General features: G+C 44.7%; 11 protein-coding genes and 3 pseudogenes. 10 read left to right on the top strand and 4 right to left on the bottom strand.

Annotation, left to right across the window (positions count from 1 at the left end):
• The first annotated feature begins 105 nt into the window (after nucleotides 1–105).
• Nucleotides 106–720 carry a hypothetical protein gene (locus AACL23_RS00100; RefSeq protein ID WP_100097195.1) on the top strand — a complete coding sequence of 205 codons (615 nt, stop codon included), beginning with the start codon at nucleotides 106–108 and terminating at the stop codon, nucleotides 718–720.
• 376 nt (nucleotides 721–1,096) lie between these two features.
• Here AACL23_RS00100 and AACL23_RS00105 read toward each other — a convergent pair whose 3' ends face one another.
• Entirely contained in the window at nucleotides 1,097–1,516 is a 420-nt protein-coding gene (locus AACL23_RS00105) for an H-NS histone family protein (protein ID WP_100097196.1), read from the bottom strand.
• 718 nt (nucleotides 1,517–2,234) lie between these two features.
• Here AACL23_RS00105 and mobI point away from each other — a divergent pair.
• The 7 genes and pseudogenes from mobI to AACL23_RS00150 form a co-directional block, all read left to right on the top strand.
• Nucleotides 2,235–2,861, top strand: a complete 627-nt coding sequence (gene mobI / locus AACL23_RS00115; protein ID WP_422389615.1) for a conjugative transfer protein MobI(A/C) — start codon at nucleotides 2,235–2,237, stop codon at nucleotides 2,859–2,861.
• Between the two features lie 48 nt (nucleotides 2,862–2,909).
• Complete coding sequence (locus AACL23_RS10150) at nucleotides 2,910–3,116, top strand: hypothetical protein (protein WP_193432665.1); 207 nt, start codon at nucleotides 2,910–2,912, stop codon at nucleotides 3,114–3,116.
• A 61-nt stretch (nucleotides 3,117–3,177) separates the two neighbouring features.
• Nucleotides 3,178–3,366, top strand: a pseudogene (locus AACL23_RS00130) (zinc ribbon domain-containing protein); the annotation flags it as partial.
• Nucleotides 3,367–3,427: 61 nt separating this feature from the next.
• Nucleotides 3,428–4,294 carry a DsbA family protein gene (locus tag AACL23_RS00135; protein WP_100097198.1) on the top strand — a complete coding sequence of 289 codons (867 nt, stop codon included), beginning with the start codon at nucleotides 3,428–3,430 and terminating at the stop codon, nucleotides 4,292–4,294.
• Nucleotides 4,295–4,420: 126 nt separating this feature from the next.
• Nucleotides 4,421–5,440, top strand: a complete 1,020-nt coding sequence (gene traF / locus AACL23_RS00140) for a conjugal transfer protein TraF (RefSeq protein ID WP_100097199.1) — start codon at nucleotides 4,421–4,423, stop codon at nucleotides 5,438–5,440.
• Nucleotide 5,441: 1 nt separating this feature from the next.
• A complete protein-coding gene (locus AACL23_RS00145) occupies nucleotides 5,442–6,875 on the top strand; it encodes a conjugal transfer protein TraH (protein WP_100097200.1) in 1,434 nt (477 codons plus the stop codon).
• Nucleotides 6,876–6,887: 12 nt separating this feature from the next.
• A pseudogene (locus AACL23_RS00150) lies at nucleotides 6,888–8,550 on the top strand (conjugal transfer protein TraG N-terminal domain-containing protein); the annotation flags it as partial.
• Between the two features lie 66 nt (nucleotides 8,551–8,616).
• Here the strand turns inward: AACL23_RS00150 and AACL23_RS00155 are convergent.
• Nucleotides 8,617–9,591 (bottom strand): Rpn family recombination-promoting nuclease/putative transposase, encoded by a 975-nt coding sequence (locus AACL23_RS00155; protein WP_339049307.1) that lies wholly within the window; start codon nucleotides 9,589–9,591, stop codon nucleotides 8,617–8,619.
• Nucleotides 9,588–9,839, bottom strand: a complete 252-nt coding sequence (locus AACL23_RS00160; protein ID WP_100096488.1) for a hypothetical protein — start codon at nucleotides 9,837–9,839, stop codon at nucleotides 9,588–9,590. Before AACL23_RS00160 ends, AACL23_RS00155 begins: the two co-directional genes overlap by 4 nt.
• 887 nt (nucleotides 9,840–10,726) lie before the next feature.
• On the opposite strand from AACL23_RS00160, the gene AACL23_RS00165 reads away from it, so the two are divergent.
• On the top strand, nucleotides 10,727–13,498 hold the full coding sequence (locus tag AACL23_RS00165) for an autotransporter outer membrane beta-barrel domain-containing protein (RefSeq protein WP_339049313.1): 2,772 nt from the start codon (nucleotides 10,727–10,729) through the stop codon (nucleotides 13,496–13,498).
• A gap of 100 nt (nucleotides 13,499–13,598) precedes the next feature.
• Here AACL23_RS00165 and AACL23_RS00170 read toward each other — a convergent pair.
• Nucleotides 13,599–13,907 (bottom strand): annotated as a pseudogene (locus AACL23_RS00170) (fructose-bisphosphatase class I); the annotation flags it as partial.
• Nucleotides 13,908–14,388: 481 nt separating this feature from the next.
• On the opposite strand from AACL23_RS00170, the gene AACL23_RS00175 reads away from it, so the two are divergent.
• Complete coding sequence (locus AACL23_RS00175) at nucleotides 14,389–15,915, top strand: hypothetical protein (protein ID WP_100096493.1); 1,527 nt, start codon at nucleotides 14,389–14,391, stop codon at nucleotides 15,913–15,915.
• The last annotated feature ends 1,044 nt before the right edge of the window (nucleotides 15,916–16,959 follow it).

The raw sequence follows: 16,959 nt of genomic DNA on the forward strand, positions 1-16,959 counted from the left end.
GCACATACGCCTATCTGTCCAATTTGGGCAGTTTGAGAAACCCGCTTTCCTTCTTCCCCCTTTTAGAATGGGTTTATCAAAATTTTTTTGAAGAGGAACGACACAATGAGACAACTGATAGCAATTTTGGGAGTGGCAATTCTGGCTGGGTGCGCCTCGAACACCCATGAACAAAAGCAGCAATCCCAAGTTGTCCCTGCCGAGAGTGATAAACCAGCCCGAGTTAACCGGGAACTTTCTCTGGCGTGGGACAACATGAGTCTCGGTGGTGCTGCCTTGCGCCAGCCAGGTTATATACATGTCCTGGGTGACGGTAATGTCGGTGCGACGATGAACAAGGCCAAAGACAGATCGGGTGCAGAAAAAAAAACTGTTGGAATTAAGGAACAAGGTGACGTGAACGAAGCCATCAAAACCTTCAAATCCATAAGAAAAGGTAAAGGCTACTCATTGTATGAGTTGTCGCGTTGGGAGCGCTACTGCGATAGCGGTAAAGGGATGGACGAGCACGACTGGCGCTTTGTTGAAGATGAGGGTGAGACAAGCATTCCCAAGGATGTTGTAACTGGCTGCATACCGCCAACCCATACCTATCAAGACTATCTGAATGCCTGGACACACTTTTGCTCCAGTCAGGCTGTAACCGACGCAGACCGCCGCATTGTGCGCGAGTCAGTTCGGCCCTATTCAGTGGTGAACCCATGCAAAGCTCTGAAATAAGAAGCCACACAGAGCCTGGCCTAAAGGCTGATATCTACGAGGCTCTATCGTCATTTTAACGAATTGATTCAACACGTTGTTGAGATCAGATTCGGTTTTGATGTCTTTTGCTCATTCGCTAGATATTTGCCGTATCTGTGCTTGCTAGGGAGTCTCGGGTAATCTCTTTGTTTTTGACATTGCTCATATCCTCTTTTATTTAATAAATAATCGGAATATGGGCACTTACACAAATTTTGGTTTGATGATTTTCTCTGCCTGATTTATTTTTAACTTTCCTCTCTGCATCATAATGAATAGTGAAATGTCAGATTAAATTCAGACTTTTACATTCAACCAGAAAAAGAGCGCCGCAAAGTTGAGACGCTCTTTTTTTTTACTTCTTATGTGGAATCCGATACCGCTCCAGCTCGACAGGCCCCAGTCCCTTAAAAGCATCAGGACGTCGCCCCTGACCACTCCAGGGAACCCCGTCTTTTGAGTATTTGGCATTATCAGGTTCTGATTTGCATGTAAACATCTCATTAAGCAGGTTGATGTCAACACCGCACGATTCCATGTCGCTCATTATTCGTTTGGCCTGATCTCGCTTCTCTTTTTCTGCTTCTTCTCGCTTTTTGTACTCTTCCTCCAACTCATTAAGAACACCTTCCATTCTGTCGATAATCTCCCTCACCTCATCTAGCGGAAGCCCTCGCAAGAGGGTTCGTATGCGGCTCTTTCGCTTTAACTCTGCGATTATTAACTCCCTGCGCTCAGCCGCTGTTAGCGCAGAGAACTCCTCGTTGTCTTTCATGTCATACAGATTCCATTAGTTTTCCTTTAAATTTATCACGTTGAGATCTCAGTTTTTTGTCAGCCTGCACTGGCTCGGGTTGAATCTGTGAAGGTTGATTATCTGAACTCCGTTGTTCAAAAGACCCCATGTTGCCAGAAAATCAAAGAGAATAAAGACCCAATAGAACCAGAGCGCGTAGTCGATCACTACGCGCCTTGTGCTGCATATGGGAGAGTTCACGATAGAGTTCTGGAACACTCTGCTCCTGAATACTGGTCCGAGCTCCACAACTATACAAGCTGACTCGCCTTTATGTCCCATAGCCATTTTCAGGTTGGATTGGACTAGCCAATATACAAACCAAGAACAAACTGCTTCATGAAATCCTCCAGAGATTGCTTTTTGATTGTTTTCCTCGTGTTGAAGAGAGGATAAAGCCAATAGCACAACCTGACAGCCTCTGTAACTGCCCAAAAATGGCGTTTAGAAGGTAGACCTATGGGAACGCTGCACGGATAGATTCAAAACAACAGGTAAGCAGCTCTCTTTAACAGTCTTTTGTCACTTTCTACAAGCAGATGGTTAATTTAGTTTTTGGAATATGAGTAGATAGATACTATCTATTTGGAATCTAATAGCTATTATTCGCTTATATATCACGGTCTATTGAATTAGTTTTCCAACATTCCAAATAGATAGAGGGGTATTTTAAAAATTCCAAATATGGGTTAGCCTGGTGGTAAAAGTAGATTCCAGTATTGGAATGAGCATCTTTAAATTCCAGATAGATAGTTATTTGGATAGGAATTGGGAGGGTTTTCAGGTGAGTCTACCAAATGTGCGATGGCTAGATCTGCTAGATCCTAAGCTAGAAGAAGAACGATCCGAGATAACAGAGGATCTGTTGGAAGCAGAAAGTCGCAAGTTTGTTGCAGAGGTACGAAGTAAAATAGATCACGCCTTAGCGGTTCTTGCTGTTGAAGCGCAGCAGGAAGCAGACATGTACTGGAACGCGCACAAATCTGCGCGTGAAGAAGCATCCGAGGTCGAGCAAGGTCGTGTAGGAACTCGTGTTCGTATTCTCGGGGTATCCCTCGTAGCAGAATGGTATCGCAACAGATTTGTAGAGCAAGTTCCGGGGCAAAAGAAAAGGGTTCTATCGACACATATCAAGAAGGGTCGCGGCCACGCCTACAGCATGACGCACTTCAAAAAAGAGCCAGCATGGGCAAAAGAACTGATTCAGCAAGTAGAAAGAAGGTATGCCACGTTAAGACAACGAGCCACCGCTTTAGCCAAAATTCGTCGGGCGCTCAATGAGTACGAGCGACTGTTAAACAAAACACATAATGACGAGATGTGACAACATGACAACATCTGTAGCGGCCACCGAACTGGCGAAACGGGGCAAATGCGAGGCGATGATCAAGAAGTCTGCCAATTATCCGCGCCCTACCCCGGAAAAGCACTCAAAATCAGCTACATCAAGACAAACCTTCTCAGCGAAAAAGAAGTGATCAAACTCTGGAAACGCTACCAATCCATACGTTCTGGTCAGGTAAAGCCTTTCTTTCCTGCCGTGGAAACTTTCACATGTGAAAGTTCAGTGGTGAAATGAGGTTGCCCGAATTGGGCAGCTAGACGGGGTTGCATTTTTGAAAAGTCCTGTACGCTGGTGAGCAAAAGAAAACCGACAGTCACAAAGCAAATTCACCTGTTTGGCGTGCGGATATACCGAAAACGCGGATATCAACGGTGCACGTAATATTTTAGCGGCAGGGCATGCCGTTTTAGCCTGTGGAGGAAGGGTGCAGTCAGACCCTCCGTTGAAGCAGGAACCCACTGAAGTGATTCAAGCCATCGCTTGAACGCAGTAGGAATCCTCTTCCTTCAGGGCGGGGAGGATGTCAATGATAGGAGCAGTTTGACATGACAGAACAAAGCACTAAATCACTACGTCTCCCGGTTATTGTTGCCGTTCTTTTAGGCGTAGTAGGAACCAGCCTCGGTATTTACCAGTTCGTGAAAGGGAAGAATCTGGCGCAAGAAATCGCCAACGTGAAGTCCGCAGTTAATGAAATCAAGGACAAGGACAAAAAAGTCGTCACCTTCAAAAATAAGACAGAGTTCGAGGCGGCTGTGGCAGAAAGTATCAACAAGTTTGTCTCGCAGAAACAGCAAGCAGAAATCGATCAGAAATTCGCTCAGTTCGAGGCTGTACCTGAGAAGGTCGAGGATGGCAAGCACCTCTATGGGGAGATCGGGGCTCGCTTCACGCTGGTGGAGTTCTCAGACTTAGAGTGTCGATTCTGTAAGGAATTCCACGACACGCCGAAGCAGATTGTGGATGCCAGCAAAGGTAACGTTAACTGGCAATGGAAGCATATGCCCCTCGATTTCCATAACCCAGCGGCTCACAAAGAAGCCTTGGCCTCTGAATGTATTGCTGAACAAAAAGGCAACCGTGGCTTCTGGGTCTTTGTGAACGATATTTTCCACCACTCTCAGGGTAATGGTCGGGGTGTTGATGATTTGGCTTCTTTGGTTACGGGGGTTGGCGCTCATCTGGATGAGTTCCGGAAGTGTCTCGCTTCTGGCAAGTATGAAGAAAAGGTGGAAGCTGACATCCAGAAAGCCAAGAGCTATGGCGTCAACGGTACTCCAGCCACCTTTGTAGTGGACAACCAAACAGGCAAGAGCCAGCTCCTCGGGGGAGCTCAAACGGCACAAGCCATCATGGCGGTGATGCGAAAAATGATTATTGAGTCGCAACAAGACGACTCAGCGAACCAATAAAACTTTCACATGTGAAAGTTCACAAATAAAACGCTCTAAGCGCCCTAATTGGGCGCTTCCACCTGCCTAATTTCACGCCGACCACCTCTACCATATCGATCATGGGAAAATACGTGGCGTGAGACTATGAAAAAATCACCTTTGAATTTACTGCTCCTAGCGGCGCTCACGCTGGGGGCTTCACACCAAGTCTGGGCTCAAGACAGCACTAGAACTGGTTTCTATGAGCGAAAAGAAGAGGGCTGGTTCTGGTATAAAGAAGAACCAAAAGAACCAGAGAAAAAGACCGAAGAACTCAAGACTAAGCCTGTGGCGCAAGCGAAGCCAACACCGCCTAAGCCTCCTGCCATTTCACAACCTGTCGGTCCAGAAATGTTCTCGGCAAAATGGTTTAGGGAAAACCTCCCCAAGTACAAAGACCTTGCCTGGAACAACCCGACCGTTGAAAACGTCAGGACGTTCCTCTACTTGCAGCGATTTGCAATAGACCGCTCAGAGCAATTTTCTGATGCAACAGAGCTTTCTGTCGTAGGGGATCCCTTCTTGGATGAAATCACGCGACGTCCTGCGGCCACATTTGCTTCGCAACAGGTTGACCGTGACGCTGGCAACGCCAAAAACAGGCTACTCAAAAGCGTTGCCGACCGCGTAGGTATTTTCTTTTTCTACAAATCAGATGACGACTACAGCGACTTACAAGCTCCGCTCATCAAAATGCTTGAACAAAGAGAAGGCTTCTCGATTATCCCGGTTTCTATGGATGGTAAACCTCTCCCCAGTGGACTTTTTCCTCATTATAAGACCGATGAAGGCCATGCCAAACAACTTGGCATAGTGACTTTCCCTGCTGTTTACCTCGCATCTCCGGATGGTCAGTTCGCGCCGATAGGACAAGGATCAATGTCACTTCCTGAGCTGAACCACCGGATTTTGGTCGCCTCAAAACACAATGGCTGGGTCACTGACGAAGAGTTCAACCGCACCCGTCCGGTACTCAACCTAGAAAACAACATAGCAGAACGCTTGGCCTCACCAGAGCTGGGGTCTGACCTCAAACAGCTTTCAAAAGCGAGCGGAGATAAAGACAACTTTGTGCCACCGGAACAACTCATGAAGTACATCCGTGACAAATTACAGGAGAACTAAAATGGTCACGCACAAAACAGTAAAAAGGAACCTGATTGCTCTAAATGTGGCAACCAGTCTCTTCATGGCTACGACAGGAGCTATGGCATCTAACGGCCTCCAATCTCAGATGGACAAGCTGTTCAATGAAATGAGTAATACAACACCGCCAGGCGTTTATGAAAGCCAGCGGCGCGGTGTGTTAGCGGGTGGCCGATTCACTGCCAAAAACCGGATCTTCGACGAGAACTTGGTTAGCTCTGCCCCTCCATCATGGAAAGCAGGTTGTGGAGGTGTAGATCTGTTCGGTGGTTCGCTTTCTTTTATTAACGCCGACCAAATAGTGCAGCTTCTTCGGGCTGTCGCAGCCAATGCAAAAGGCTATGCCTTCCAACTTGCACTGGATAACGTTTTCCCCGACGGAGCGAAGTGGATAGAGAACTTCCAGAAGAAAGTACAAGCTCTAAATCAACATCTGGGCAACTCGTGTCAGCTCGCTCAAGGGCTCGTCAACGACCTTACAAGTAGTATGGACTTTAAGCACAAGACTGATGCTTCTATCACCGCCACGACTTCCGGCCTGTACGAAGACTTCTTCGGGTCTAAGCAGGAAACCAGCGGCAAGAGCCCTCTAGAAGAGCTGAAAGCCAACAAGCCTGATGAATACAACAAGATGATTGGCAACATTGTCTGGAAGCAGCTAAAGAGCAACAACGCGAACACATGGTTCCAGTACGGGGATAACACCCTGCTCGAATCAATTATGTCTTTAACCGGCACGGTCATCATAGGTGATCTGGTCAACGACCCTAATTCAACTGGATCTGGCGCAAAAACTACACCTCTGACGACTTTGCCCGGCAATAAGATCACCCTTTCGGACCTGATTTCAGGAGGTTCTGTTAAGATCTACTCCTGCGATAGCGATACGACCCACTGTTTGAGTGCTGGGACCACCAACAAAACAGTCGTACTCAAAGGAATCAAAAATCAGATTACGGACATGCTGCTGGGAACCAGCTCCACACCGGGAGTTATCTATAAATACGCAACGAACTCAGGAACCTTGACTGACCCAGAAAAAGCCTTTGTATCTAACCTCCCTGGTGGGATGGGTACCATCGTCCGAAACTTGTCTGTTCTTTCGCAAGACGGCGCTAACCTGTTCGCCACCGAGTCATCAGGAGCGATTGCCCTGACAATGATGTATAGCTTCTCGGAAGAGTTCTTCCGTGCCGCTCGCATTGCGATGGCGAACAGCAAGTCACCCTACAAAAAAGAAGCACTGGAACTGCTCGCGCAATCACAACAGCAAATCCGCGGCGAATACACGATTCTGTCTTCTCAGTATGGCGACTTGGCAAGCCAGATTGAGAAATACAACAACTTACTGGACAATATCCGCAAACAAAAATACATGCTGGCAACTTTGTCCCATCCTCCTGGCACAAACTAAGGGGCTATTGGAATGGGAGAATTTTCAATCCACTCTATCGGTGATTCTGCTTTTCTGGAGCAAATCCTGATTGCTGTATCCATGATCACCGGCACTGGAGACTTCGAGAAAATGGTCAGTATTGGCCTACTACTCGGTGTATTGATGATCTGCATTCAATCCGTCTTTCAAGGTGCGAAGCAAATCAACTTTCAACAAGTTCTGCTCGGTTGGATTCTGTATGCTTGCTTCTTCGGACCTAACACAACTGTGACCATCGAAGACGCCTACACTGGGCAAGTTCGAGTCGTTGCCAATGTGCCTATTGGTGTTGGCTTCGCTGGTGGTGTCATATCCAATGTGGGATACACTATTACCCACTTGTTTGAAACCGGGTATGGAGTGATCGTCCCCAATGTCACGGAAAGCCATTTCTCCGAAACGTTAAAGCTATTGAACGACGTAAGAAGGCGAGCCTATGACACAGGAGTGTTCACAGCTCTTAATTCAGCAAATGGCGGGGGCTACGTTGACGTGAGACGCTCCTGGAATAACTACATCCGTGAATGCACGTTAACAAAAGTCGATCTCAATCTGATGTCCCTTGACGAGCTTATGAACCGTTCCACTGACTCAGCTTTGCGGTTCAACTCACAGCTTTACGGAACCCGGTTATACCTATCTACTGCCAACCCAGATGGCGATGATTTCACCTGTACTGACGGTTGGGTGGCCATGAGTTCTGCAACCGCAAACCTAAGTAGTCCAGTTGTTGTCGATGCTCTAAACAATCTGCTTGGTATTGATACATCAACCGGCGATAACGCCATAACGAAGCTAACCGATTCGCTTCAAGCGATGGGAGCCACCACTACATCCTCAATCGACTACCTGAAAGCCGCCATTCTGGAACCTCTTTATTATGAAGCCGCCGCGGGACGTTATCAGGATCTCCAGGACTACGGCTCTGCATTGATGATCAACCAGGCTATCCAGCAACGGAACACTCAATGGGCCGCAGAACAGTCTATGTTTATGACTGTCGTTCGCCCAATGCTGACTTTCTTTGAGGGCTTCATTTACGCTATCACTCCGATCATTGCCTTTATCATCGTAATGGGTAGCTTCGGTCTCCAGTTAGCCGGTAAATATGTGCAAACCATACTCTGGATTCAGCTCTGGATGCCGGTTCTCTCGATCATCAACCTTTTTGTTCATACCGCCGCGTCTAACGAGATGTCTAGCCTCAGTGCGGGTGGTCTCAACTCTATGTACGCACTATCTTCGACAGGAGATGTACTACAACACTGGATTGCAACAGGCGGGATGCTGGCTGCGGCCACCCCGGTGATTTCACTGTTTATCGTCACAGGGAGTACCTACGCCTTCACCAGCTTGGCATCCAGAATTAGTGGAGCTGACCATGTTGACGAGAAGATGCAAACACCAGACCTGCTGAAGCAAGGCCCGGTCATGCAGAGCCAGCCAGCGTATAATCACAACCAGTTCAGTGGTGCGATTGCGAATGGTTCAGAAAGCATGATCAGTTCCTTTTCGCTTGGCTCAACTTTGGCGTCTGGAGTGAGTTCTGCCCAGGCGCTGCAAAATCAGAAATCTGAGGCATTCCAGAGTACCCTAGGGCGCGGTTTTTCTGATGGAGTGAGTCAAGATCAGGCCTATTCAAGACTCTCTAATGTAGGGCGCAATATCTCGTCTCAAAACACAGCTCAGAGCCAACTGATCAACCAGCAAGCAAAGAACTTCATGGACAAGTTCCAGGTGATTGTCTCCCCATGCCACTTTCGAGCAACTGTCGCGCTATCTTCATATAAGCCTGTTTTTCCCCTTCTTGTCTGCCTTTTTGAATACCTTCTTGAATACCTTCTTGAATGCCTTCCAGTTTTCCTTCCAGTTTTCCTTTTTTCATGCCTTCTTGCATGCCTTCTTGCATGCCTTTTTGCATGCCTTTTTGAATCCCTTCTTCTCTTAATGCTTGAGCCATCGTCATCAGGGCCTCCTCATGTTTCTCTGATTTCTTCGCTATCTCAGTGATAAACTGCATCGGGTTTGTCGCGTTCCCCTCTTGAATCAGATAGTTCATCATCGTCATGACTTGATTATCTGTATATTCATTATACGATAAAATATCGACAATTTCATTGAGTAACTCGCTCATATCCCGTCGCCGAATGTGTTTTTGAACCAGTTCTAATAACGCCATCCGGCGATGCTTCATAATCTCGCCATCGTCCAGTGTCGTCACATCCGCCAGTCTGAAGGGCTGGGTATAAATCCGCTCCGCTAACGCTCTGTCCTCAAAACAATCCAACCAATGGGTACTGTAGGAATAGGGACTTTTCTTACCCATATAAAATAAAACTGGAAACACCAACGGCAGCGTTTTATTCCCCGCGTCCAGATGCTTTTGCATCGCCGACATGCTATACCGCATTAATCGCCACGCACTCAGCTTATCCCGAGTCGATTGCGCCTCAATCAAAATATAAAGATAGGCTTTCCCCTTTTGGGTTCTCAATGAATAGAGAATATCGTTTTGATAGGCCTTCATTTTTTCATCGATAAAAGACCCTGACTCGACTTGCATTGTCGTGAAATCACACAGCGCTTTAATCTCATCAGGCAGCCATATCTCAAAAAAATCTTTCGCCGTCTCTTTTTCACTTAAAAACTGTTTGAATAACGCGTCATGCGGCGTGGGGGTGAATTTTTTGCTCATCTTGATACTGAATCAATTGAAGGGTTTTTCATCAGATTATCACAAAATCCATCACAGCCGTTAAAAGTCCCTTTTCCTCTTCTCTCCCTGTTCTCGCCTACTCTCGCCTGTTTGGCTTTCATCGCCAGGGACGATTCCAGAACGTCTAAGGTCAAATAGCCGGATTCCAGGTCCCTCATATCCTCATGGCTGAGCTGGGCGGAGGCAAATTCCAGCGTCACCCCCACCGATTCCGCGGCCATTTGCATTAGGTACAAATCTGTAGATTAAGGTCATTCAGCCCGCTTTGATTGAACTTCAACATCTTAGAATTGCGGCCACATCCTTTATGTATGTGACACAGTATCCCAAGAGGAGAATGCCCCATTCACAAAAGATATCTGCCTCTACATCGCACCCTCTAGAAAGGACCCACAGACAAGTCTCAGTCGAGAGATATTTCAACAGACGCCCATGTGACGACAATGAGAGTAAAAAATTACCCCTTAAAAAGAGGAGGAAGTTAAACAATGTCGTGGACGAAGAGACCCCTTCGCTGAGCAGAGAACCGGTGAGCTCACAAGCAGACACAGAGAAGAGCCGCGCATTAACCCATAAAGAAGTTGAACAGGAGGGTGAGTCCTCATGAGAATGATAAAAATAAAATAATGAAATGTAATTAAAAAATATGTAACATCATTAGGATCTATAAAACATAGGTCTTTAGTTTAGTATTAATTTATTTAGCATGGTTTTGATATTTCAGAGAGGGCAAAGAATAGATTGGTGCCGACGTATTCAGACCCTCCCACTAAAAAAGAGGGTATTGGATCAAAGCCACTAACTCTCACTTCAGAGCACTTGGATCTAACACTTTTTACGGCTTCGATATAGAAAAACTCAAATAATAACAAGTTTGTGGGGACTGGTTTAGAAAACAGTCACCCCAGTAATTTTTTTCGCCGTAAAATCAGGCGAAGGAAAGAACCCCCCCATCGCAAAAAGAAGATGGAAAGAGGAGATCCCTTTGTAATGGTTATCAACATTGTTGATTCGTGTTCAGAAAAAACGCAACCAGGCAGGTGCGTGGAGTGTTGTAGCACTCCACGCCAGTCGCTTCATTTACTTTTATTACTGTCTAAAGGAAACAAAACCAATGAAAACGACCAAAACTATCTTAACAAAAATAGTTCACATTCTCATAGTGATATTCACTGGAAAAACACCGGCTTTTTTTACCGAAACAGTGGCTGAAGGAACCACGGTATCTGGCGAAATTGTGGCACCGCAGGAATGGGACGGGTTGAATCGCAATCATCAGATAGTGTTCGGCACGGTAACGGATACGATACTGAGGGGTGACAGCCAAAATTATTCTCCACCAAACTGGGCTCAGCAAGATGTATTCAGTGGAGGATATACAAACAATATCACTGTAGAAAATACGGGGAATCAGAGCATCTTTGGGGGAACCGCAGAGAATACCGTAATAAAAGATAAGGGTATAGCGACATTAAAAAATCAAGGCATATTCAAGGACGGTAAAGTCTATAAAGGCGGTTTTTTTAGTGCTCAATCCGGCACTGTAGATAACATCAACGTTTATGAGAACGGGCGATTTGATATCTCTGGTAATGATGATGGCGTAATAGTCGAGGGAGGGGAAATCACTCATGGTGCCACAGGGGTATTTATGGGGAAAGCACGAATAAATAACCTGAAAATTAGCGGTGATGTGGCTGCGGCCTCGCTTAAAGGTGATGTCACCGTCGGCGAGCGCGGGCAACTCAATGTTATCAATAACGGTGAGTTGGACACACGTGAAGCCAATCTGAATCTCTCCGGCCGTGTTAATTTGGACAATGACCCGGATCCCGGAAAGGTATCAAAATTCGGAAAGGTATCCATGAATCAGGGACATTTTTATTTTGACTATTCCATCAGTGGCGGATTCTCTAAAAATTATTCCATTCTTTTTTTGGAGACGCTGAGTGGAACAGGAACCTTCTGGATGAATACCGACATAGCCGAACACAGAGGCGATTTTCTGCTCGTCAGAGGAGAAGCCAATGGCTATTTTGGCGTCAGGGTGACTGACAGCGGTAAAAGCCCTAAAGCAGAAGATAGCCTTAAAATCATCCAGACGGGAGGCGGTGATGCTGATTTCGACCTTACTAATCCAGGCCAGGTGGTAGACGTAGGAACGTACCAGTATCATCTGGTGCCCGATAACCACAAACGAGGCTGGTCATTGGTGTCTCATCAACCTCAACCTTCCGAAAAACCACAGCCGGAGTCAGAGTCGCCACCAAAAGCCTCTGTAATTCCCTCAGCGACGGAAACCGTAGCGGCCTCAAGGCCGATATCGGGTGACACTCTGTTGCCGAAGGAGACTGAGCATTCCGTTCAACCGGGTATCGGGTCTAAGGCAACAGAGCTCAAACCAGCAGTGCCTGTGATGTCGTCTGTTCCTGAAGAAAAAGAGACTGTCTTAACCCCGGTCTCTGGCGAGACGGTAGCACCCGCGGTCACTGATGAAACCCAGACAAGGAAGTTGGCAGCGAAAGCACCAGAGCCCAAACCAGAAGTGCCTGTGGCGCCGTCTGTTCCTGAAGAAAAAGAGACTGTCTTAACCCCGGTCTCTGGCGAGACGGTAGCACCCGCGGTCACTGATGAAACCCAGACAAGGAAGTTGGCAGCGAAAGCACCAGAGCCCAAACCAGAAGTGCCTGTGGCGCCGTCTGTTCCTGAAGAAAAAGAGACTGTCTTAACCCCGGTCTCTGGCGAGACGGTAGCGCCCGCGGTCATTGATGAAACCCAGACAAGGAAGTTGGTGCCGAAAGCGCCTGAGCCCAAACCAGAAGCTCCGGTGCCGCCGTCTGCTCCTAAAGAAAAAGGGGCTGTTTTAACCCCGGTATCTGGAGAAACGGAGACAAAAAAAGTCCCCCCTAATCGGTTACTTTCTCCGCCAAAAAATGTATCTCGCACAAATCGGGCGCCTGATATTCCCTCAATCACCCCTTCAACAGCCGCGGTTTTATCGATGTCTACAGTGGGCCCGTTGATTTATCACAGTGAGATGGCGCAGATTCAGGAAAGAATGTCAGAAACACGTCAGGCAAAAACCGAGGATACTGTATGGGTCAAAGTCATGAATCAACGCCAGAACATCAGTCAAAAAGCAGGAGACGGTTACTGGTTAAGATTAAATGGGCTATCAGTAGGCGCAGACTGTACAATCCGACTTGGGAGGGCTTACACCACTCGGGGGGTCTTCTTCACTCATAGTGACGACAAGCTCAATTTCAGGGGTAAAGCGATTGGCGGTGGAAACGTGAGTTCCTGGTCGGCGGGCACGTATGCGGCTTATTATCATGACTCAGGTTTCTGGCTCGATGGCATTCTGAAAGCAAACCGGTTCTCGCAGGAGATTCGTGGAAAAATGACCGGTGGAGGGGATGCATTCGGGGATTTCAGCACCTTGGCGTTGGGAGCAAGTATTCGAGGAGGGAAAGATATGGTCGCAGGAGAGATGACATTCACCCCATACCTCAGTTTGAGTGGATTAAGAACAACCCGTTCGAGCCTCTCACTTTCAAACGGAATGAAGGGAGATATTTTCGCCCAGCGTTCAGTGCTTGGCAAAGTCGGTTTAAGGGCCCTCTATCAAACGAGAATCAAAGAGGTTTCAGTGACCCCTTGGGTAGATGTGGGCGCTGAGCGAGAGTTCATTAAAAACAACCGGGTTCGGATTAATCAGCGTGATTCTTTTGACAACGACTTAAGTGGCATCACAGGAGTGTATTCTTTGGGTTTATCCGCAAATATAAGCCAGACATGGAATATCAGTGCGACGGCGGGATATAAACAAGGGAAGCATATCGAATCCCCCTGGAGTACCTCACTAGGGATGAGCTGGAAATTTTAACCATCAACTAAACTCCTCGCCGCTCAAGCAGTGAGTAGTTTAGTTTCAGAAGAAATCTCATATCCGATTGGGAATCGTTGTAAAAAATCTTTTTCTGAGACTGACCTATGGGAGTGATACGGCGATAAATTGAAAAAATACTGCCCACAGAAACATTGACATCAATATTGGACGAGCCATCTAAAGGATCCATCAGTACAACATATCTGGCTTTTTCAGCTCGTTCACCTTCAAAAATAACGATATTCTCTTCTTCAGACGCAAACCCTGCGACTTGACCACGGGCTTTCAATTCGGCTTTTAAAATATTGTTAGCATATAAATCAAGCTTCATTTGTACTTCGCCCTGAATATTATTCGCCCCGTGACTACAAAGAATATCGAGTAGGCCCGCCTTACTAATATCTCTTGGCAAAAATACTGACAAACCACTTCTATCATGACTGTCATTGATCATTTCTAGTAAGATGACAGTCATTTATCAAATTAACTCTTGTAAGGCATAGCCAAATCAAGTTCACAGCCCTGCCTGATATCCCCAAAACACTTTGATTTTTAAACACTCAATTTTTCATGCGTAGCCCTTGACTTCCTTAACTTTTCTTATTAAGAATTTCATTTCATTTAAAAAACTTAAAAGTTTTTGCTTATTTATAGTAGTTTTTACATGGATTTAGAATTTAAAATGATTTTTAATGAAAAAAGAGAAATGACTCCAGCCATCTTCTTTTTTTTCGATTATGTCGAACTCTTTTGGGTTGTTGTCATAATACGGAGTGATAGAACTAACACAACTTTTGAATAACGTGATTTCGGGTTTGAAGGATGTGATAGATACCTAATCCTTTTAAGTCAAGGAGGATGTAAATAATTATGGTAATAGTCAGATTTTGGGTAAAACAGCTTTAAATAAAAAAGAAGGGAGTAATATTATGTCTAATCTTTACCTTTCACCTCATAGAGCGATTAGAAACAAATACATTCAGAACGCGATTAAAAGCTCTTCAAAAGAAGAGGCGACTCGTATTGAGATATGGGAAAAAATTAAAGATTGGTTTTGCGGAACTAACACAATTGAAGCGCTGGGTAAACTGTATGATTTAACACACCACAATGATAAATCTGATACTGAATCGGCATTCAAAAAAGTGTCTGCTTTTTACCAACTCAAAAAAATGGCTTGCCCTGGTCATCAAGATAAATTTTGGGCTGATATTGCCGATAACGAAGACGGAACTTATACTTTTTCTTTTTCAATTGAAGATGTGATAGATGAATTTAAAGTAGTCTATGGAAACACTGAAGATGATATTTCTGCTATCAAAAAAAGAGAACTCACCAATGATAGTGAGATTTTAGAAAAAAATACTGTTATAGGTAAAGTAAAATATGATAGCGAGAAAAATAAATTAGAAGGTATTTCTTCAGCAAATCAACGGAGAGTCGGTCTGCATTTATTGGATGAGTCAGTCAAACAAAAAATGGCGATTTATCAGGGTTTGGCACAAAAATGGATTTTATTTCAAATGAAGTGTTTCGATTATTATGCCCAACAACGTTCTTCGTTAGATTCAATTAATGGGCTTAATATGACAAGCGTAATAGGAACGGCAGATGAGTGGATCTATCAGTTTTCTCAATCAATTAACGAAATAAGAACCCGCACGCAAAAAATCCATGCAAAACAGTTTCATGATACGATTAATAATTTAAAAATTAATGCTGCTCCTAAATTACTCGAAGAAATAGATAATTATATATTAGAAAATAATAAAAAATATCCATTAGCTTGTGAACATGTTAATAAATACATTTCTGATAAGGACATGATGATTGACAGGCATAGTCTAATGATGAGTGATTTAAAAGTTATCAGAGAACTGGCTTTAAATTTCAAAATAACGGGCCTGATGAGTGATACTCCAGATGCCGGTTTATTCCTCGAACACCTTCGTCTTATTAAAGACGAAGTTGATATTGTATGGTCATCAATCCATAAAAATGATCCGAAACAGCAGCTTGATCAAGGAGCCTACCGAGATTGTGCTCGTGGCGTATTAAGCCAGCTTTGGAGTTTTCTATCAGCTGGTGATAAAGAAAAAATGCTTGAAAATATGGAGGGGCAATTTGGGCAACGTTTACGAGGTGTCGTTGAGCTGGCAGCAGAAGAAGTAGGTCAAAACGAAGAAGACCGAATATTGATTTCTACAATCTATAAGTACAGCTTTCTCATGGAGGACGTGGTTCTTGCATTAAGAAATGATTTAGGAAAAGAAGAGTTCGTGGTTGGCAATCCGGACAACATCAAGCAATTGAGTGAACTGATAAACTCAGAAATTCAGGCATTATTACAGGTCGGAATAGACTTAAGCCATTATCCGTCGGGGGGTGTAGATAAAACGGTTTTGTCATATTAAGAAAAATTCAGCTTAACCAATCACATTATGCGGTGTTATCTTAGAGATAAAACCACAATATAATGTGGTTATAGCAATTTAAAAATCCTTAATGCGATAGAACCAAAATTATCCCCTGCAGAAAAATTTTATTTTCTGACTGCTTAAAAAATAAGCCACATCCCTTTCGGTTTATATTTTCCCATTAATGCGACACAACCGAAAAATGACATCTCTACCGATTGTGAATGAAAATGAATATTCGCATTAGTTCCTGCTGTCATTGATTTTTATCCGAGTCTTAAATTCGTTTTGGTATTCTTCGTTGGTTAATTGGTGAAGATTATCAAATCGCAACGCCACTTTACAATCCGTCGGGTATTTGAATGTTTGAAAATCTGGCCATGATATTTGCTCATACAATTTTAAAATTGTTTCGCGTTTTGAGGGTTACGAAAGAAGCGATCAAATAATTTATCGATAAGGCTCATAAATTCAGTTTTTTCCAACGAATTCGATTTTAATATTCGGTTTAGTTGTTTATCACTTATATGAGTAAAAATCCGGTTTTGACTAAAAACTGTATTAACAACAGTAGACATACTGTCTTTCTCCGATTATTTATTTTTTACTATATATTAATATTAATTATTGCAGCAATACGTTGAAAAAACAGATTCTGTCGAGGAAAAAGACGGCATCAAATGGTTGCATCAGGGCATGACAAGAAGTGAGTTTTCCTTAAGTTTTTAGCCCGGAACATCGGATAAATATCCAGAAAGCGCATCTGGACAAAGGGCTACTAAGTCTGCAATTTACCTACGATATTCCAGAACAGGAAAAACCCCAGAAAATTGCTATCGGCGGACACAATGAATCAAAACATGTTCTTGAGCACCGAAGTGATTAACCCAAAAGAAATGCATTATTTGGCATGATCCTATAGATTTGATCGGCCCAGTGTGTGCCCGTTGGACTTTGGCGTATTTCAGGGGGAATCTGAGAGTGAAGCCCCACGTGATTTGGTTTTACCAAAGTAATTGGAGCCGCGAAATTTGAGGAAGA

Source organism: Candidatus Williamhamiltonella endosymbiont of Tuberolachnus salignus, from assembly GCF_964019775.1.
GTDB classification, from domain to species: Bacteria; Pseudomonadota; Gammaproteobacteria; order Enterobacterales; family Enterobacteriaceae; genus Hamiltonella; species Hamiltonella defendens.